The organism is Streptomyces sp. NPDC079141 (genome assembly GCF_040686775.1).
In the GTDB taxonomy this organism is placed as follows: Bacteria; Actinomycetota; Actinomycetes; order Streptomycetales; family Streptomycetaceae; genus Streptomyces.
Window position 1 is genome coordinate 928,673 of sequence record NZ_JBFBLP010000003.1, and the last position, 17,955, is coordinate 946,627.

At 69.9% G+C, this 17,955-nt stretch carries 16 protein-coding genes; 7 read left to right on the forward strand and 9 right to left on the reverse strand.

The window, feature by feature from the left end:
- Positions 1-32: 32 nt before the first annotated feature.
- Both AB0Q90_RS13955 and AB0Q90_RS13960 read left to right on the forward strand, forming a co-directional pair.
- Entirely contained in the window at positions 33-968 is a 936-nt protein-coding gene (locus tag AB0Q90_RS13955; protein WP_363162062.1) for an NAD-dependent epimerase/dehydratase family protein, read from the forward strand.
- A 57-nt stretch (positions 969-1,025) separates the two neighbouring features.
- Positions 1,026-1,949, forward strand: a complete 924-nt coding sequence (locus tag AB0Q90_RS13960; RefSeq protein WP_363162063.1) for an NAD(P)-dependent oxidoreductase — start codon at positions 1,026-1,028, stop codon at positions 1,947-1,949.
- A 232-nt stretch (positions 1,950-2,181) separates the two neighbouring features.
- Here the strand turns inward: AB0Q90_RS13960 and AB0Q90_RS13965 are convergent, their stop codons facing one another.
- From AB0Q90_RS13965 to AB0Q90_RS13995, 7 genes are all read right to left on the reverse strand, one after another.
- Positions 2,182-3,063, reverse strand: coding sequence for a GNAT family N-acetyltransferase (locus AB0Q90_RS13965; RefSeq protein WP_363162064.1), 882 nt, complete (start codon positions 3,061-3,063; stop codon positions 2,182-2,184).
- Between the two features lie 154 nt (positions 3,064-3,217).
- On the reverse strand, positions 3,218-3,484 hold the full coding sequence (locus AB0Q90_RS13970; protein ID WP_363162065.1) for a GlsB/YeaQ/YmgE family stress response membrane protein: 267 nt from the start codon (positions 3,482-3,484) through the stop codon (positions 3,218-3,220).
- 87 nt (positions 3,485-3,571) lie between these two features.
- A complete protein-coding gene (locus AB0Q90_RS13975; protein WP_363162066.1) occupies positions 3,572-4,417 on the reverse strand; it encodes a carbohydrate ABC transporter permease in 846 nt (281 codons plus the stop codon).
- Positions 4,418-4,419: 2 nt separating this feature from the next.
- Entirely contained in the window at positions 4,420-5,376 is a 957-nt protein-coding gene (locus tag AB0Q90_RS13980) for a sugar ABC transporter permease (protein ID WP_363162067.1), read from the reverse strand.
- A gap of 4 nt (positions 5,377-5,380) precedes the next feature.
- Positions 5,381-6,700 carry an extracellular solute-binding protein gene (locus tag AB0Q90_RS13985; RefSeq protein WP_363162068.1) on the reverse strand — a complete coding sequence of 440 codons (1,320 nt, stop codon included), beginning with the start codon at positions 6,698-6,700 and terminating at the stop codon, positions 5,381-5,383.
- Between the two features lie 80 nt (positions 6,701-6,780).
- Positions 6,781-7,986 carry a NosD domain-containing protein gene (locus tag AB0Q90_RS13990; RefSeq protein WP_363162069.1) on the reverse strand — a complete coding sequence of 402 codons (1,206 nt, stop codon included), beginning with the start codon at positions 7,984-7,986 and terminating at the stop codon, positions 6,781-6,783.
- Positions 7,987-8,141: 155 nt separating this feature from the next.
- Positions 8,142-8,330 carry a hypothetical protein gene (locus AB0Q90_RS13995; RefSeq protein ID WP_363162070.1) on the reverse strand — a complete coding sequence of 63 codons (189 nt, stop codon included), beginning with the start codon at positions 8,328-8,330 and terminating at the stop codon, positions 8,142-8,144.
- A 414-nt stretch (positions 8,331-8,744) separates the two neighbouring features.
- On the opposite strand from AB0Q90_RS13995, the gene AB0Q90_RS14000 reads away from it, so the two are divergent.
- The 4 genes from AB0Q90_RS14000 (at position 8,745) to AB0Q90_RS14015 (ending at position 14,027) form a co-directional block, all read left to right on the forward strand.
- Positions 8,745-9,740, forward strand: coding sequence for a LacI family DNA-binding transcriptional regulator (locus tag AB0Q90_RS14000; protein WP_363162071.1), 996 nt, complete (start codon positions 8,745-8,747; stop codon positions 9,738-9,740).
- A gap of 63 nt (positions 9,741-9,803) precedes the next feature.
- On the forward strand, positions 9,804-11,180 hold the full coding sequence (locus tag AB0Q90_RS14005; protein WP_363162072.1) for a glycoside hydrolase family 172 protein: 1,377 nt from the start codon (positions 9,804-9,806) through the stop codon (positions 11,178-11,180).
- On the forward strand, positions 11,173-12,600 hold the full coding sequence (locus tag AB0Q90_RS14010) for a glycoside hydrolase family 32 protein (RefSeq protein WP_363162073.1): 1,428 nt from the start codon (positions 11,173-11,175) through the stop codon (positions 12,598-12,600). Before AB0Q90_RS14005 ends, AB0Q90_RS14010 begins: the two co-directional genes overlap by 8 nt.
- A 26-nt stretch (positions 12,601-12,626) precedes the next feature.
- Positions 12,627-14,027, forward strand: a complete 1,401-nt coding sequence (locus AB0Q90_RS14015) for a glycoside hydrolase family 172 protein (protein ID WP_363162074.1) — start codon at positions 12,627-12,629, stop codon at positions 14,025-14,027.
- Positions 14,028-14,106: 79 nt separating this feature from the next.
- Here AB0Q90_RS14015 and AB0Q90_RS14020 read toward each other — a convergent pair whose 3' ends face one another.
- A complete protein-coding gene (locus AB0Q90_RS14020; RefSeq protein WP_363162075.1) occupies positions 14,107-14,883 on the reverse strand; it encodes an SDR family oxidoreductase in 777 nt (258 codons plus the stop codon).
- Between the two features lie 197 nt (positions 14,884-15,080).
- Between AB0Q90_RS14020 and AB0Q90_RS14025 the strand changes: the two genes are divergently transcribed.
- Positions 15,081-15,944: a helix-turn-helix transcriptional regulator gene (locus AB0Q90_RS14025; RefSeq protein ID WP_363162076.1), complete on the forward strand. Its 864-nt coding sequence runs from the start codon at positions 15,081-15,083 to the stop codon at positions 15,942-15,944.
- Between the two features lie 75 nt (positions 15,945-16,019).
- Here the strand turns inward: AB0Q90_RS14025 and AB0Q90_RS14030 are convergent, their stop codons facing one another.
- The gene (locus AB0Q90_RS14030) at positions 16,020-17,888 is read right to left on the reverse strand and encodes an RICIN domain-containing protein (protein WP_363162077.1); all 1,869 of its coding nucleotides are present in this window, start codon (positions 17,886-17,888) and stop codon (positions 16,020-16,022) included.
- Between the last annotated feature and the right edge of the window lie 67 nt (positions 17,889-17,955).

Here is a 17,955-nt window from a genome sequence, read left to right on the forward strand (position 1 = left end):
GTTGAAGTAACCACTTCGAGAAGGAGTCAGTCATGACCCTGCACGTCGTCCTCGGCTCGGGCCCCGCCGGAACCGCACTCGCCCGTGAACTCGCCCGCCGCGGCCACTCCGTGCGCCTCGTCGACCGCAAGGGGCAAGGGCCCGCGCCCGACGGCGTGCAGCGCTTCGCCGCCGACGTCTCCACGGCCGAGGGCGCACGGGCGGCCGTCGCCGGTGCCGCCGTGGTCCACCACTGCGTCAACGTCGGCTATCACCTCCAGGTCGAGGCGATGCCCCGCATACAGGAGGCCGTCCTCGGGGCCGTCGAAGCCGTCGGCGCCCGGCTCGTCGTGCTCGACACCCTCTACCCGTACGGCGAGACCGGGGGAGCGGTGATGACGGAGGACTCCCCGTGGAACGCCACCACCCGCAAGGGCCGGATGCGCGCCGAACTCGACGGGAAGTACCTCGCCGCGCACCGCGAGGGCCGCGTCCGGGTGGTCCTCGGCCGCTCCGCCGACTTCGTCGGCCCCGGCGTGCTCAGCTCCACCCTCGGCGCCGCCGTCTTCCCGGCCGCGCTCACCGGCGGCGAGGTCCCGGGCCTCGGTGACATCGACCTGCCGCACAGCTACACCAACATCGAGGACGTGGCCGCCGGTCTCGCCACCCTCGGCGAACACCCGGAGGGCGACGGCCGCGTCTGGCACCTGCCGACCGCGCCCGCCGTCAGCACCCGCGAGATCCTCACGATGATCGAGCGGCGGGTGGGCCGCCCGCTGAAGATCGTGCCCGTGCCCGAGGCCCGCCCCTTCGGCCCGTTCGACGAGGAGTTCATGGCCGAGTACGCGGAGATGTTCTACCAGCACACCGAGCCCCAGATCATGGACTCCTCGGCCTTCGAGCAGGCCTTCGGCGCGGCCCCCGTGCCGCTCCAGGAGACCATCGACGCCACCGTCGCCTGGTACGCGGAGTGGCTCGGCCGGCAGTGACCGGCGCGGTCACGCCGGGGATGTCACATCCGGGCCCACCGCATCCGTCGCATTGTCATGACGACGAACGAGAAGAGCCAGAGCATCCTCCTCGCGGGCGCAAGCGGCGTTCTCGGCCGGCACGTCGCCCGCGCCCTGACCGAGGCCGGTCACCAGGTCACCGGCCTCGGCCGCGGACAGGGCAACGGCATCCGCGCCGACCTGATGGACCGCGACGCCCTGCTGCGCGCCGTGGACGGCCATCGCTTCGACACGGTGATCCACGCCGCGACCGCCCTGCACAAGGCGCCCATGCGCCACCGTGGCATGCGCGCCACCAACGCGCTGCGCATCGCCGGCACCGCCCACCTCGTCGAGGCCGCCCAGATCACCGGAGCCCGCCGCTTCGTGACGGAGTCCATGGTCTTCGGATACGGCTACGGCGACCACGGCGCCCGCGCACTCACCGAGGACGACCCCTTCGGCCCGCGCGGCAGCTCCCCGGAGCTGGAGCAGCACGTCGGAGCCATGCGCACCAAGGAACAACTCACCTTCGAAACCCCGGGACTTGAGGGCATCGCCCTGCGCTTCGCCCTCTTCTACGGCCCCGGCGGCACCGATGCCCTCATCGCCATGCTGCGCAAGCGGCAACTGCCCGTCCCCGACGACCACGGACGCGTCCTGCCATGGATCGAACTCACCGACGCCGCCCGCGCGGTCGTCGCCGCCGTCGAACACGGCCGCCCCGGACAGGCCTACAACATCGCCGACCGCACACCGCTCGGCTTCCGCGCCCATGTCCTCGCCGTGGCCGAGGAGTTCGGACTGCCGAAGCCGATGACCGTACCGCTGTGGCTGATGCGGCCCATGTCCTACGCCCACACGGTGATGTCGACGAACCTGCGGGTCTCGACGGACAAGGCCGAACGGGAACTGGGCTGGTCGCCCGTACATCCGGCCGCGCGGGACGGGCTCGCGGCGATGCGGGCCGGGGCCCGCTGACCGCGTGTGCCCAACGGGGGCCGTACGGACCTGGGTTGAAGGGCCGTTCGGCCCACGGTGAGCGGCGCCGACCGCTGCGATTCTGATGATGTGGGGAGCCGCCAACCCCGGGGGGAACTGCCTCCCGTGCGCCCGAACTCCCGCTCGGGTGGCGCACGGTGCAGGCGGCAGGCCCGCCGTACGCGAGGGGAGCTGCGTCGGCGGGCCTGGACCCCCGGGGTGGGCACCGCGCTCAGAGGTCGAGCTGGTGCTCCACCGCGCGGTGCGTGGGCTCGTATCCGAGGGAGTCGTTGAGGGCGCGCATGGGCGCGTTGCTGTCCGCGGTGTCGGTGAGCAACCCGGCCAGTTCCGGGTGACGTTCACGGGCCCGGAGGATCGAGGTCGCCTTCATCCAGCGGGCCAGGCCACGACCGCGGTGTGCGCGCAGCACGGCCGTGCCGTAGTGCTGGGCGTCCCCGAGTCCGTCGCCGGGCACGACGAGTTCGGAGAACCCGACGACCGAGCCGTCCTCCTCGGCCACCACGGCGACGGTGTGCAGCAGTTCCCCGCGCGCCGCGACCGCCTCGGCCGCCGCGACCACCCGGTCCACGTCCCAGGCGACCGTCCCGTAGTCGGTTTCCTCCATCGGCATGTCGTCCATCGCGGACCGTGAGCCGGCGTAGGACTGGGCGAGGGACGCGGGCACGGTGCCGTCCCACTCGACGATCCGGTACCCGGGAACCGCCTTGTGGGCCACCGCCTCGACCCCCGTGAGATCCGCCCCCGGCAGCGGCAGCCTGGCGTACGTCAGTGCCAGCACCGGACGAAATCCGCGCGCCGTCAGGAACAGATCGGCGGGGGAGCCCTGTTCGGCCTGGGCGAGCACCGACCGCCGGCCCTCCGCCCGCGCCGCGGCCACGACGGCTTCCAGCAGCCGGCTGCCGACGCCCCGCCGCCGCTCGGTGCCGTGCACCGCTATCTCCACCTCGGCGAGATGCTCCTGGCCCTCCCGCGTGAACAGCCGCAGGAATGCCGAACCGACGGGCGCGCCCTCCGCTCCCGAGGCCAGCCAGGCCAGACGGCGACTGGAAGCACCGGGTTCGGGGTCGGCGAGAGGGGTGATGAGAAGGGACAACGTGACTCCGTCATGGTCGACTTGGGCGAGCGGCAGAGGCTAGCCCCCGCTGCCGGCGGACCGCAACGGAAATTGGGCCCGGGCGAGGAGGGGGAGGGACGGCGGCGTACCGCCCCTCCTCGGTGCCGCCCGCAGCCCTGCCCGGCGGGCGGCCTCAGCGTCGGCGCGCCCTGCTCCGGTCCAGCGCGGCGACGCCCAGCGCGGCCAGGCCGATCTGGATGAGCCACTCGCCCCAGTCGACACCCTCGGTGTCGGCCACGTCGACCGCATCGGCGACCGCCGTACCGATCAGCGCGGCCGCGATACCCACGAGAATCGTCAGCAGGATCCCGATGCGCTGACGGCCCGGGACGACGAGCCGCCCCAGCACACCGATGACGATGCCGATCACGATGGCACTGATGACGCCAGAGATCTCCATCTCTGCCCCTTTTCCTCAAGTCCCCCGCACCTGCGCGAGTGCCCACGGACGGCCCGAACAGTCCGTTCGGCTGCCACCACCGAGGCGTCAGCTCTTGACCGCCCCCAGCGTCAGGCCCGCCACGATGCGGCGCTGGAGGAGGAGGGTCAGGAGTACGACGGGGATGGAGTAGAGCGTGGCCAGGGCTGTCATCGAGCCCCACTGAAGACCGAACTGCGTCTGGAACTCGGCGATCACCAGGGGGGTGGTCTGCGCCTCGACCGCGGTGAGGAGGAGGGCGAAGAGGAACTCGTTCCACGAGGCCAGGAAGGCGAAGATGGCCGTGACAGCCATACCGCCGGACACGACGGGCACGACCACCCGGAGCATCGCCTCGAACCGGTTGCAGCCGTCTACCTTCGCGGCCTCCTCCAGCTCTCCGGGCACCGCCTCCAGGAAGCTCGTCATGAGCCAGATCGACAGCGGCAGGGACACGGTGGTGTGGGCCAGCGCCAGCCCGAAGGGGGTATCGGTCAGATGGAGCGTCTTCATCATGCCGACGAGCGGTACGCCGACGGCGACCGGCGGAACCATCCTGGTGACCAGCGCGGCGAGGACGAACACCCGCCCGGCGGGCGTACGGAAACGGGTGACGGCGTACGCGGCCGGCACGGCGAGGACCAGCGAGAGCACCGTGCTGATGGATGCCGTACTGATGCTGTTGACGAACGAGGCGAGCACCCCCGATTCCGAGAGGGCGGCCGAGTAGTTCTCCCAGCTCCAGCTCCAGCTGCGCGGCACGATGCTCGGCGGCACCGAGATCGCCTCGCTCGGGCTCTTGAAGGAGGTGAGGACGAGATACGCGAAGGGGAACGCGTAGAGCACGATCATGGCGGAGAGCAGGGCCCACAGCAGGGCGCGGGCCGTCGGCCGCCGGACTCGCGGACTGTTCACGCTCATGCCTTCCCGGGACGCCAGATGGTGGCGACCGCGATCAGGGCGACGGCCAGCATCGCCAGGAGGTACAGAGTGCCCATGGCCGATGCGAGACCGGGGTCGGCGAAGCGGACATTGGTGCGGTAGATCAGCAGGCTCAGGGTCTGCGAGGCGTTCTGCGGGCCGCCGTTGGTCTGGATGAGGATGACGTCGAAGGCGCGGGCCGCGTCGATGCCCCGCACGATGAGGGCCACGGCGATCACCGGCCGCAGCAGGGGCAGGATGATCCGCACCAGCATCTGGACCGGGCCCGCTCCGTCGAGGCGAGCCGCCTCCAGCACGTCGCCGGGCAGGTTCTGCAGGCCGGCGAAGAGCACGAGCGCCATGAAGGACGTCGTCAGCCAGATGTCGGGGAGGGCGACCGAGAACAGCACGATGTCGGGGTCGCTGAGCCAGCCGAGGTCGTCCGGATCGTCGATCACTCCGAGGCCGGTGAGCAGCTCGTTGACGATGCCGAAGTTGTCGATCATCAGAAAGCGCCAGAGCAGACCGGCGACCACCGGCGCGATCATGAGCGGATAGAGGAACACCGTGCGCAGGATCCGCGAGCGCTGCCCGAGGGCGTTGAACATCAGGGCGGCCGCCAGGCCGAGCAGGAACTCGGCGCTGACGACAAGGACGGTGTACAGCAGGGTGCGCAGTGAGGAACTGATGAACTCGTCGGACGCGAAGGCGTCCCGGTAGTTGCCAAGCCCCACGAACCGGCGCTCACCGGCCATCGGGGCGATGTCGTAGAAGCTGTCGACGACCAGGCGGGCCAACGGCCAGAGCACGAAGGCCGCGAAGAACAGCGCGGCCGGTGCCATCAGCAGGAGCGCGAACCGCGCGTCGGTCAGCCGCGCCCCCCGGCGCCGCCGCCTGGGGCCAGGGCGGGAGCCGACACCGTCGGACGGCGGGAGCACCGTCCGACGACGCACCCGCCTATCCGAGGAGACGCTCGACATCGGAGCGGGCCCCCTTCAGCAGTTCCGCGTAGTCGGCGCCCGGAGTCAGCGACTTCTGCAGGGTGGGCACCAGCACGGTGTCGACGATCTGCTGCCACTTCGGCGTCGCGGGGCGGGAGCGGGTGGCGGGTGCGGACAGGGTCTGCACCAGCGGCTTGAAGTGCTCGTAGCCGGGCTTGTCCTGGTACTCCTCGAAGGCCGAGGTACGGGCGGCGAGGCCGAGCGAGGACTGGATGCCGAGCGCGTTGTTGTCGTAGCAGAACTTGACGAACTCCGTTGCGAGGTCAGCCTTCTTGGTGGCCTCCGGCACCGACAGGTACCAGGGTCCCGGAACGCCGGCGATGCCCTGCGCGCCGGCGATCATGGGGGCCGCGCCGACCTTGCCGTGGACCGGCGAGTCCTTCGGGATCAGCGGGAAGGCGTGGGCCCAGAACCGCATCATCGCGGTCTTGCCCTGGTTGAACAGGTTCTGCGCCCCGCCCCAGTCGAGCTGCTTCGCGCCGGGCGGGCTGACCTTGGCCTTGTTGTTGAGGTCGCTGTAGAAGCGGAGCGCGTCCACGTGCTGCTGGTTGTCGATGATCACCTCACCCCGGTCGTCGAGGACCGCTCCGGGCGAGCCGGCCTGCAGTACATGGGCGAGCCACTCGGTCTCGACCGCGCCCTTCACGTCGGTGCCGTACATGCCCTCGCGAGTGAAGAAGGCCGCCGTGTCGGAGAACTGCTTCCAGTCCGTGGGCGGCGCGAGCGGATATCCGTACTCCTTCTCGAAGGCCCTTCGTTCCTTGGGGTCCTCGAACAGGTCCGTGCGGTAGAACAGGATCTCGGCGTTGGTCCAGGCGGGCATTCCCAGGTAGGTGCCCTTGACCTGGGCGCCCTGGACGAGGGAGGGGAACAGGTCCTTCTTGACGTCCGCGGTGAACAGTTCGTCGAGGGGGCGCAGGACGCCTCCGGCGAACGCCGGCAGCCAGATCGCGTCGAGGGCGGCGACGTCGAAGCTCACCGCTCCTGAACTGAAGTCGCTGGAGAGCCGGTTGAACAGCCCGTCGTAGGGGAGTTCGACGAAGGTCACCGAAGTGCCGGTCTTCTTCTTGAACAGCGCGGCGGTCTTCAGCAGTTCCTGCTTGCCACCGGCCTCGCACAGCACCCGAAGCGACCCGGAGCCGTCCGAGGAGTCGCCCGAGCCGCCGGCGCCGCAGGCCGTGGAGGTCAGCAGGCCCAGCCCGGCAAGCCCGCCGAGCCTCAGTATGTTCCGGCGCGGCAGGCCCGCGGCGCCAGGTGTGGTGTTCCCGTTCTGCATGACTTGCTCCCCATCGGGTTGAACATTCCGGGTCGAACGTCGGTTGTGGATGTGCGGGCGTCTTGGGCGTGCGTGCGGAATCAGGGCGTGGCGCGGAAGGTGTGGTTCGTTGTGTCGGCCTGGAATTCGGCGGCCGTGGCGCTGTCCAGAACCTTTGTCGCGGTGGTCGTGGAGGCCAGCAGCACCGACTTGGCCGCGATATTCGTGACGGCCCGGTTGTTCGAGATGTGGTTCGCGTCCCCGGATTCGACGCGGACGATCACCGGTGTCGCCCCCGAGGGCGTGATCGAGCCGGACGCCACATTGAAGGCGAAGAAGTTGGTGGAGACCATGTTGTTGTCACCACGCAGGTGGATCAGCCCGTACCGGTCGTCCTTGCCGTTGTTGTACGACTGCATGGGCGGCCAGGGCTCCGCCTCGCGCCGGAAGTGGTTGCCGCTGATCAGGTTCTCCTTGTTGACGCCCTCGAAGTCGATCATTCCGGGGTAGAAGGAGTGCAGGCGATTCGCGGTGATCGACGACCGGTCGACGTTCTTGAAGTGGACGGAGCTTCTGCCGCGCGGAAAGATGTTGTTTCCGGTGATCAGCAGGCCCTGGTGCTGCTCGGCGAAGATGGAGAATCCGACGTAGCCGGCGCCGATCAGATTGTCGGTGATCTTCGTCGCCTGGCCCGAGCCGACGAGTTCGATACAACTGCCGCATTCGGCGATGAAGTTGCCGCTGATGCTCAGTGCGTCGGCATCGCGCACCAGCACCGCGTGTTCGAGATAGACGAAGCCCATTCCCTCGATCCGGAAGGCGTCGTTGGCGGTGTTGACCTTGATGCCGTACTTGCCGTTCAGATACGAGTTCTGGTGGGGGCTGAAACTCAGCCCGTCGATACAGAAGTCCTTGAACACGACCGAACCCAGTCGCGGGTCGCCGGTCCGCGCCACGAGGAAGGCCTCGCTGTTGCCGTCCGTGTTCTGGACCTTGATACGGCTCCCGCCCGGCCACAGCTCGTGCCAGGCCGAGGTGTCGCCCGCGTTGTAGCGGATGCTCGACGAGGCGAAGCCGTGCCCCGATCCCTTGATGGTCAGGTAGCTGATGTCGACGGTGACTCTCGTCTTGAGCGGGTAGTCGCCCGGCGGGATGTAGATGACGGCCCCCGGCTTCGCCGCCTGGTTGGGCTGGTCCTGCTTGATGCGGGCGATGATGTCGTTGATCAGGGCGCCGATGTCGGTGTAGCAGGTGATCGACGGGTTGCTGGAGTGGGTCCATGTCGTGACGTCGAAGACGGTGGGCAAGGCGGCTCAACCCTTCGTGATGGCGGGGGAGTTGGCGTGGTGCGACGCAGTGAGGGCGCGTGGCGGGGGCCGGCGGGGGAGGGGGCGGCGGCCGGCAGTGGGTGGCGGGTGGCGACCCGGGCGCTGTGGTGGCTCGGGTGCGCGTCGGCGGACGGTCAGAGAAGGCCGACGATGGACCGGTAGGACGGATGGTGGGGGCGCGGACGCGGCCGCGGCGCTTCGGCGGTGGCGGCCTGTGCGGTGCCCTGCTGTGCGGTGGTGGTGAGCGCCGCCGCGGTCAGCGCGGTGCCGAGCCCCGCGGCCAGAACTCTGCGGCGTGAGATCGGTGTTGATCCTCGGTTCATGTGCGGCTCCTGAATGTCGGGATGGTTCGGGGGAGCGGCTCGGTTCGTCGGTTCGTACGCGCAGCGGTGCCGGAAGACCTTCGGCCGGCGGAGAACGGCCCGTCGACGGCCGTGGGGGGCTTGCTTGCGTTGAGCCCGACCGCGGGGGCAAACGTTTCGATGAAAGATACTCAGGCGGATTCGGGTGTCAAGGCTGTGTCGGGGAGATTTCCTCCGCGGGGGGCTCTGGGGTCGTGGGTCACTTGGATCCGCGCAGGCGGCACCCGCCCATCCGTGCAGGAAGCTCCCGCAGATCAGCCAAAGTTGGCACCTCTCAACGCCTTGACGCCCTTCCGAACCTGAGGCAAGAATCTGCGCAAACGTTTCGCGCAAACGTTTCGATAGAGAGGGTCGTGTGTGGTCACCATCGTCGATGTGGCACAGCTCGCCGGAGTCTCCATCTCGACGGTGTCGCATGTCGTGAACGGGACCCGGCCGGTCGCCGACCGGACCCGGGCGAGGGTGCTGAAGGCGATCGAGCAGACCGGCTACCGCCAGGACACGCTCGCCCGGTCACTGCGCCGCTCGCGTACGGATTCCATCGGGCTGGTCGTCTCCGACGCCGGCCAGCCCACGTTCGCCGACATGGTCCGGGGCGTCGAGCACGAGGCGGCGCAGGCGGGCTACACCCTGCTGCTCGCCAACTCCGGGGAGGACCCGGCCCGGGAGACGCGGTCGGTGCAGGCGCTGGCCGCCCGGCGGGTGGACGGCCTCATCGTCGCCCCGGCCGCGCGCTCCACCGGCCGGGAGGCCGAGGTCGTACAGCGCAGCGGTACGCCCGTGGTGATCCTGGACCGGCTCGGCGACCCCGGGTTCGGCGACCAGGTCGGGGTGGACAACACCGCGCCGATGCGCGAGCTCGTGGAGCATCTGCTCGGGCACGGGCACCGCAGCATCGCCCTGGCCGCCGGAAACCTCGCCGTACCCACCATGGCCGAACGCCACCGCGGCTACGTCCAGGCGCTCGAAGCGGCGGGCATCGAGCCGGATCCCGGGCTGGTGCTCACCGGATCGGGGCTGGCCGCGCAGACCCGCGTCCTGGCCCGCCGGCTGCTCGGCGACCGGCGCAGCAGGCCGGAGGCGGTCGCCTGCGCCAGCACGGAGACCGCCGTGGGTGTCATGGAGGCCGCCGCGGAGCTCGGACTACGGGTCCCGCGCGACCTCAAGCTCGCGGTCTTCGACGGCTTCCCGCAGTCCGACCTCTTCGAACCCCGTCTCACCACCGTCGTCCAGCCGGCCTTCGACGTGGGCGCCACGGCCATGGTTCTGCTGCTGCGCCGCGTCAACGGCGACATCGGCGAGGACGGCCGGGTCATCCGCCTGGCGCCGCGCATCGTCTACCGCGCGTCGTGCGGCTGCAACCCCCGATAGCCCCCCCCGCATCACCGAACCAACTCCACCACTGCCACAACCGACCGAAGGGATCACTTACTCATGTCCTCATCCCTCGAACACCTCACCCGTCCCACCACCGCCCGCTCCGCCCGTGTCTCCAGCTGGGACCAGCGCGGCCGCAACCAGGACTACTGGACCACCCCCGCCCACTCCTCCCGGGTCCTCGCCGACCTGGAGGGCCCCGGCCGGATCACCCACATCTGGATGACCCAGTTCTGCCGCCGCACGCTCGGCCCCGGCCTGATCGACCCGCTGGAGGCCGACACCGTCGCCCCGGTCATGGAGATCCACAACGCCCTCGGCGTCAACTGGGAGGAGCCGGACCCGGACTACTACCGCAAGGTCCTCATCCGCATCACCTGGGACGACGAGGAGGAGCCGGCCGTCCTGGTCCCGCTCGGTGACTTCTTCGGCATCGGCCACTGCATGCCCAACAGCTACCAGTCGGCCCTGTTCACCGTCTCCGCAAAGCCCGAGGAGTCCCTCATCTTCGGCGGCAGCGCGGCGCTGAACTGCTGGGCGCCGATGCCGTTCAACAAGCGGGCGCGGATCGAGCTGGTCAACGAGAACGACCTGCCGATCCAGCAGTACTTCTACATCGACTACGAGCTGTTCCCCGAGGAACTGCCCGAGGACACCCTCTACTTCCACGCCCGCTGGAGCCGCAGCAACCCGTGCAACGGCTGGGCCCCCGACATCCAGACCAACAGCCCCGAGGTCAACATCGTCGACGTCACCGGCGAGGACAACTACGTCATCCTCGACACCGAGGGCCGCGGCCACTACGTCGGCTGCAACCTCTCCGTCCATCACCGGCAGGGGAGTTGGTGGGGCGAGGGCAACGACATGATCTGGATCGACGACGACTTCCTGGCCGACGGCTCCACCAGCTGGCCGCCCTCCCTGCACGGCACCGGCACCGAGGACTACTTCAACCACGCCTGGGGGATGCAGAAGAACGCCTACCTCTACCACGGCGCGATCCTCCATGAGGCCGACGTCCCCGGATACTCCGTCAACTACCGCTTCCACGTGACCGATCCGGTCCGCTTCGAGGAGCGCATCAAGGTCTCCGTCGAGCACGGCCACGGCAACCACCTGGCCGACGACTGGGCCTCCACCGCCTACTGGTACCAGACCCTGCCCTCCCCGAAGGCGAGCATCCTTCCGCTGGAACAGCGCCTGCCCGTGCGCCCGGCCGGACAGCCGATGCCCGTCCCGGCGGAGCGCGCCGGGACGGTCGCCGAGGAGATCGCCGTGATGCGGGAGAAGTACCGGGCACGCTTCGAACGGCACATGGACCGCCTCGCCGAACGCACCCGGCAGCGCGGCGAACGCTCGCTTCAGGAGTCCGAGGCGAACATCAAGCAGGCCGCCGCGGTCCGCCGCCGCTACGACGAGCGCGCCCATGGCTGACACCGCCCACGACCCGCACTTCCCGGCACTGCACCTGCGCCCGCCCGCGAACTGGCTCAACGACCCCAACGGCCTGGTCTTCCACGACGGCCGGTACCACGTCTACTTCCAGTACAACCCGCACAGCGCCCGCCACGCGGACATGCACTGGGGCCACTTCCGCAGCTCCGACCTCCTCACCTGGGAGCTCCTGCCCAACGCCCTGGCCCCCACCCCCGGCGGCGAGGACGCCGAAGGGGTCTGGTCGGGCAACGCCGTCGAGGCCGACGGCCACCTGGTCGCCTTCTACTCCGCCAAGCGCCCCGACCGCTGGTACCAGCCGGTGACCTCGGCGGTCTCCGACGACGGCGGTACGACCTTCAGCAAGCGCGAAGGCCTGCTGATCCCCGACCCACCGCCCGACACCGTCATGTTCCGCGACCCCTATGTATGGCGGGACGGCGACCGCTGGCGCATGCTCGTCGGCGCCGGCCTCAGCGACGGACGCGGAGCCGCCCTCCAGTACTCGGCCGGGACCGACCTCACCGACTGGACGTACCAAGGCATCTTCCTGGCCCGCGCACCGGAGCCGCTGCCCGGCGGCGGCAACACCGAAGAGGGCTGGGAGTGCGCCCAGTACGCCCACTTCGGCGACGGCCGGGGCGTGGTGCTCGTCAGCGCCTGGGACCCGCAGGAGGGTGCCCTGTGCACGGCGGCCTGGCCCGGCCGCGAGGAGAACGGCGCCTTCACCGCCGTAGCGCCCCAACGCCTCGACCACGGCCCGGACTTCTACGCCCCCGCCCTGCTCCCCGCCCCCGACGGCCGTTGGCTGATGTGGGCCTGGATCTGGGAGGCGCGGGACGAGGAGCGCGTCGGCGCGCCCAGCACCTGGACGGACGCGGTGGGCTGGGCCGGGATGCTGTCCCTCCCCCGCGAGCTGACCCTCGCCGACGACGGGACCGTACGCCAGCGCCCCGCACGGGAGTTGGACCAGCTGCGCCGCGGACAGAGCATCCGCGCCTCGGGCGATGGGCCCGCCGACCTCGGCGAGATCGCGCCCGTCAGTGACATCACCGCGCGCCTCGACACGACGGGCGGCCTGCGCCTGACCACCGACGCGAGCGGCGACGAGTATCTGGACATCACCCGCGATCCCGCGACCGGAGAGGTGATCGTCGACCGCTCCCACGCGTCGCTGGACTCCCGTGCCAAGAAGGGAAGTTGGCGCCTGCCCGCGCCCGAGGGGCCGGTGGATCTGCGGATCGTCCTCGACCGCTCGGTCGTCGAGGTGTTCACGGCCGAGGGGCAGGCCCTCACCCTGCGCCTGTATCCGGTCGGCGGCGCCCCGTGGCATCTGCGGACCACGGCATCGGCGCCCTACGCGGTCGAGGCATGGGACCTCGCCGGCCTCCAGATCCACGACAAGCGCCCCGCCTCGTAACCCACCTCACGGAAAGCCGCACGCCCATGTCTGTCCCCTCCTTCTCCCTAGGCGACGACCTGCTCGGCCGGGCCGCCAAGCGCCGCCGTGCCCGCTCGGCCCGCGTGGCCAGCTGGGACCACACCGGCCTGAACGAGGACGCGTTCGTCGTCATGCCCGGTGAGACGGCCGTCCTGGCCGACCTCGAAGGCCCGGGCGCCATCACCCACCTGTGGTTCGTCCAGGGCTGCCGGCTGGTCCTCGGCCCCGGCCTGTTCGACGCCCGGCAGGCCGGCACCGCGATGGTCGAGTTCAACAACGCCCTCGGCTACAACTGGGAGGTCAACGACCCCGACTACTACCGCAAGGTCATCATCCGCATGTACTGGGACGACCAGGAGCACCCCAGCGTCGTCGCACCGCTGGGCGACTTCTTCTGCGTCGGCAACTCGATGCCCGCCAGCTTCCAGTCACTGCCCTTCACCGTGTCGGTCAAGGAGGACTCCGAACGCAGGTTCGGCGGCCCCGCCGCCTTCAACTGCTTCCTGCCGATGCCGTTCAACCGCCGGGCCCGTATCGAGGTGGAGAACCAGGGCGAGTCGGCGTACATGCAGTACTTCTACGTCGACTACGAGCTGTTCGCCGAGGACCAGCCCGAGGACACCCTCTACTTCCACGCCCAGTGGCGCCGCAACAACCCGTGCGACGGCTGGGGACCGGACCTCCAGGTCAACAGCCTGGAGACGCAGGTCCCCAACCTGGACGGCAAGGACAACTACGTCATCCTGGAGACCGAGGGCACCGGCAACTACATCGGCTGCAACCACACGGTCACCCACTTCACCGAGACCTGGTGGGGTGAGGGCGACGACATGATCTGGATCGACGACGACTTCCTGCCCGACGGCTCCACCCGCTGGCCACCGAGCATGCACGGCACCGGCGGCGAGGACTACTTCAGCCACGGCTGGGGCATGCAGAAGATCAACTATCCCTTCCAGGGCACGATCATCCACGAGGACGACGTCCCCGGCTACCAGATCAGCTACCGATGGCACCTGGCCGACCCGGTCCGCTTCGAGGAGCGCATCAAGGTCACCATGGAACACGGCCATGCCAACCACCTGTCGGACGACTGGGCCTCGACCGCCTACTGGTACCAGACGCTCCCCGCCCCCCGCTTCGACCTCCTCCCCGTCGAACAGCGTCTGCCGCGCCGCCCCGACAGCCCGTCGATGCAGGACCTCCCGACCCCGGACCGCACCGGCCTGGACGACCTGCGCCGCTCCATGTACGACCAACGCGACGCCCGCATGGCCGAGTTCACCGCGCAGCGCCAGGAGTGGCTGGAACGCCGTGCGGAGGAATCACGGCAACGGGCGGCGAAGAACACGGAGTACGCGCGCGAGGTACGGCGCCGGTTCCTGAAGGGAGCCGGACGGAGCTGACATCCCGGTTCCGTGAGCCGGGGGCCGCCGGCACGGTGCCGACGGCCCCCGGCGGCTGCCCCTGACGCTGGGGCACACCTCAACTGGGCTGGCCGGTGGGCATGATGGTGACCTGCTGGAGGTTGACCCGCGGCGGGAGGGCCGCGACGAAGCCGACGGTCTGCGCGATGTCCTCGGAGGTGAGCCACTCCATGGTCTCCTTGGAGCCCGCCAGCCACTCCAGCGCCCCCGCGTCGGTGACATGGCTCTGGAGTTCGGTGCCGACGATCCCCGGCTCGATCGCCGAGACCCGGACGTGCTTGGCACCCAGCTCGGCTCGCAGGTGCCGGGAGAGATGGGTGACGTAGGCCTTGGTCGCGGAGTAGACGGCGAAAGTGGGGAAGATGTTCTGCGCCGCGATCGACGACGTGTTGACCAGGTCGGCCACACCCCGTTCCCCGGCGGCCTTCACCAGCTGCGGCGTGAACGCGCCGATGACGTTCATCAAACCGGTGATGTTCAGGTCGATCTGCTGCTGCCACTGGTCGGTGGCCAGTTCCTCGACCGGGGCCGGGAGCATGACCCCCGCATTGTTGAACAGCAGGTCGGCGCCGCCGAGTTGGGTGTCCACCTGCTCCGCGGCCGCCTGCACGGCCGCGATGTCGGTAACGTCCACGGCAAGGGCCAACGCCTCGCCGCCGTTCTTCTCGATCCGGCCGACCAGGTCGTCCAGCCGCTCGGCACGCCGTGCCAGGACGACGACACGGGCGCCGAGCCCGGCCAGGTGCTCGGCCGTGGCCGCACCGATACCGCTGGAGGCACCGGTGACGACCGCGACGCGACCGGAGAGGGGACGGGCGGAGTTCTGCGTGGTCATGGCAACACCTTTCAAGGCGGGTGGGAGGGGGGCTCGGATGGGCGGCCTGTCGCCGCCGGCCCTCCACCAGAACACCACCCGCAGACGTCTCACGGGACGCCACAAAGGGCCCTGAGCAGGCAGGTATCCGCGAGGAAGGTACTGGCAGTACCACCCGGCGCCCGCCATGACCCGGCCACGCCCGCCACACTGGAAGCATGAATGACCGCAGTCGCGAGCTGGCAGATTTCCTGCGCACCCGCCGGGCCCGGGTCACCCCCGAACAGGCGGGGCTCCCCGCCGACGGCCGGGTCCGCCGCGTGCCGGGCCTCCGCCGTGACGAGACGGCCCGCCTGGCCGGAGTGAGCACCGAGTACTACACCCGGCTCGAACAGGGCCGTGCGCAGAACCCGTCCCCCGAGGTCCTCGAAGCCCTGGCCCGCGCCCTCCAGCTGGATGCCTCCGAGCGCGAGCACCTCACCGACCTCCTGGCCCGCCCCACCCCGGCCCGACGCGCCCCCGCCGGCGCACAGCGCGTCCGCCCCGGACTGCACCTGATGCTGGAGACCCTGAACCATGTGCCCGCCTTCATCCTCGGCCGGCGTACCGACGTCCTGGCGTCCAATCGCCTGGCCCGGGAAGTCCTGACCGACTTCGACGCCCTGCCCGCGACCCGCCGCAATCTGGCCCGCTACTACCTCCTGGACCCCGAGGCCCGCGAACGTGTCGGCGACTGGGAGCGCATCGCCGCCGAGACCGTCGCCATGCTCCGCCTCGAAGCCGGACGCCACCCCGACGACCGCCGGCTCGCCGACCTCATCGGGGAACTCACCCTCAAGTCCCCGGAGTTCTCGGCCTGGTGGAACGACCACCGCGTGTTCCGTCGCACCCACGGCACGAAGCACTACCATCACCCGCTGGTTGGCGACCTGTACTTCTCGTACGAGTCCTTCCAGGCCCCCGGCGACGCCGACCAAACCCTCTGCGTCTACAACGTCGAGCCCTCCTCCGACACGGCCCATTCGCTCCAGCTGCTCACCAACTGGACCGCACCGCAGCCGACGGAGGAACCAAAGGCGTAGACGCGTGGCGCGGCAGCGTCGCCCGTGCGGGCCCGGCAGTCGCGCCGGGCCCGCACGTCGTGCTCGGCGACGGCGTCAGCCGTTCAAAGTGAACGTCTGGGCAGTGGACGTGCCGCAAGGCTGCTGCGAGACGCGCGCCCCGTTGGCGGTCGAGGCATCGTTGACCGCCAGGCACTTGCCGCTGTGACGGGCCACGAAACGGTAGGTGCCCGAGGTGCCGACGGGCTCGGGGCGCCACTGCTGGTTCGTGTTCCCGGCCCAGCTCCACAGCTGGATCCTGGTGCCGTCGGCCGTGGCGCCGGGGCCGCCCTCCACGTCGACGACCAGGCCGTTGTGGCGGTTGACGACCTGGTAGTAGCCGTCGCTGGTGGGCCTGAACTGCCAGGACTGGTTGGCCTGGCCGGTGGTGCAGGTCCACTGCTGGACGGGGGTGCCGTTGGAGGTGCCCCAGTCGGTGGCGTCGAGGCAGGCGTTGCTGTTGCTGTTGACGACCGAGTACCACTTGGTGGCGTCGATCGGGCCGGTGGGTGCGGTGGTGCCGGGCCAGGTCATCGTGGCGACGGCGCCGGCCGGCAGAGTGTGGGCGAGGGACTTGCCGTTGTCGGTGAGGGAGAACCGCTGGGCGCTGGTGGCGGTGTTCACGACGAACGCGGCGCGGGAGCCGTCCGGGTTCTGGAACGCGAGGTTCTGTATGCCGCCGCTGCCCTGGCTGGTGGAGCCGATGCGGGTCGCACCGGGCTTGATGAACTTGGTGACGTGGCCCAGGACGTAGTACTCGGCGCCGCGGGTGACGTTGCCGCCGGCGATCTCGACGACGCCGTTGCAGCGGTTGGTGCAGTGGCCCTGGTGCGGGCCGCCGTTCTGGTCGAGGGCGAGGTTCCAGTTGACGACGGTCTCGCCGCCGTTGCGCATGTTCTGCACGACCAGGTTCTCGGCATGCCACCGGAGCGTGTCCGCGAAGGTGTTGGCGGTGTCGGTGCCCGAGCACTCGGTGAAGAAGACCCGCTTGCCGGCGTTGATGATCTGCTGCTGGGCGGAGGGGGCGCCGCCGTAGCAGTGGAAGGCCGCGCCGATGACGCGCTGGATGCCCGGGGTGGCGTTGAAGACGTCGAGCGGGTAGTTCGGGTGATCCCAGTTGTGGTCGTAGGCGAGGATGTTGGTCGGCAGCCCGTTGGCGATCAGGGTCTGGTCCAGGACCTTGAGGAACGCCGCCTGTTCGGACGACGTCATGGACATCGAGGGGTATGTGGTGGCGAACTCGGGCTCGTTCTGGACCGTGAGGTCGGTCAGGGTGATGCCCTGTTGGCCGTACGCCTTGATGGCCTTGACCAGGTAGTCGGCGTACGCCTGGTACTGGTCGGGCCTGAGGCTGCCCCCGCTCAGGGAGTTGCCGGTCTTCATCCAGGCCGGAGGCGACCAGGGCGATCCCATGAACCGGATCGACGGGTTGAGGGCCGTCGCCTGCTTGAGGACCGGGATGATCTCCTGCAGGTCCCGGTTGATGGAGAAGCTTCCCCTGGTGTCCTCGTAGGTGTAGAAGCCTCCGGAGTTGAAGTCGGTGCTGCCGAGCGGCTGGCGCAGGTAGTTCAGCCCGATGCCCTCGCTGGGCGAGAAGAGCGAGGTGAGCAGCTCGGTGCGCTTGTCGGCGGGCAGGCCCTGGATGAGGTGGGCGGAGGCCTCGGTGACCGAGGCGCCGGCGCCGGTGAACTTCTGGCCCTTGCTGCCCGCGTCGATACGGATGTCGATGGGCTGCGGGCTCGCGGAGAAGGGGACGGTGCCCTCGTCCGACAGCTTCTTGGTGCCGTCGGGGGTGGTGACCCACACCTGGGCGACGGGGTCCGCGGCCTGTGCGGTGCCGGTGGCGGTGAGGCCGAGGGCGGTCAGGGTCAGTGCCAGGGCGGTGCCCGCTGCGCGCGCTCCGGCTCTGCTGCTGATGGTGGACACGGTGCGGCTCTCCTTCGGGTCGGCGACGGAAGGGGTGGAACACCGGGGTCAGCAGCCGGACCTTCGA

Bases quoted from the DNA above. Each gene is read 5' to 3' on its own strand.
- AB0Q90_RS14015 (WP_363162074.1), top strand. From the start codon at position 12,627: ATGTCTGTCCCCTCCTTCTCCCTAGGCGACGACCTGCTCGGCCGGGCC.
- AB0Q90_RS14010 (WP_363162073.1), top strand. From the start codon at position 11,173: ATGGCTGACACCGCCCACGACCCGCACTTCCCGGCACTGCACCTGCGC.
- AB0Q90_RS13955 (WP_363162062.1), top strand. From the start codon at position 33: ATGACCCTGCACGTCGTCCTCGGCTCGGGCCCCGCCGGAACCGCACTC.
- AB0Q90_RS14025 (WP_363162076.1), top strand. From the start codon at position 15,081: ATGAATGACCGCAGTCGCGAGCTGGCAGATTTCCTGCGCACCCGCCGG.
- AB0Q90_RS14005 (WP_363162072.1), top strand. From the start codon at position 9,804: ATGTCCTCATCCCTCGAACACCTCACCCGTCCCACCACCGCCCGCTCC.
- AB0Q90_RS13960 (WP_363162063.1), top strand. From the start codon at position 1,026: ATGACGACGAACGAGAAGAGCCAGAGCATCCTCCTCGCGGGCGCAAGC.
- AB0Q90_RS13970 (WP_363162065.1), bottom strand. From the start codon at position 3,484: ATGGAGATCTCTGGCGTCATCAGTGCCATCGTGATCGGCATCGTCATC.
- AB0Q90_RS13985 (WP_363162068.1), bottom strand. From the start codon at position 6,700: ATGCAGAACGGGAACACCACACCTGGCGCCGCGGGCCTGCCGCGCCGG.
- AB0Q90_RS14020 (WP_363162075.1), bottom strand. From the start codon at position 14,883: ATGACCACGCAGAACTCCGCCCGTCCCCTCTCCGGTCGCGTCGCGGTC.
- AB0Q90_RS13995 (WP_363162070.1), bottom strand. From the start codon at position 8,330: ATGAACCGAGGATCAACACCGATCTCACGCCGCAGAGTTCTGGCCGCG.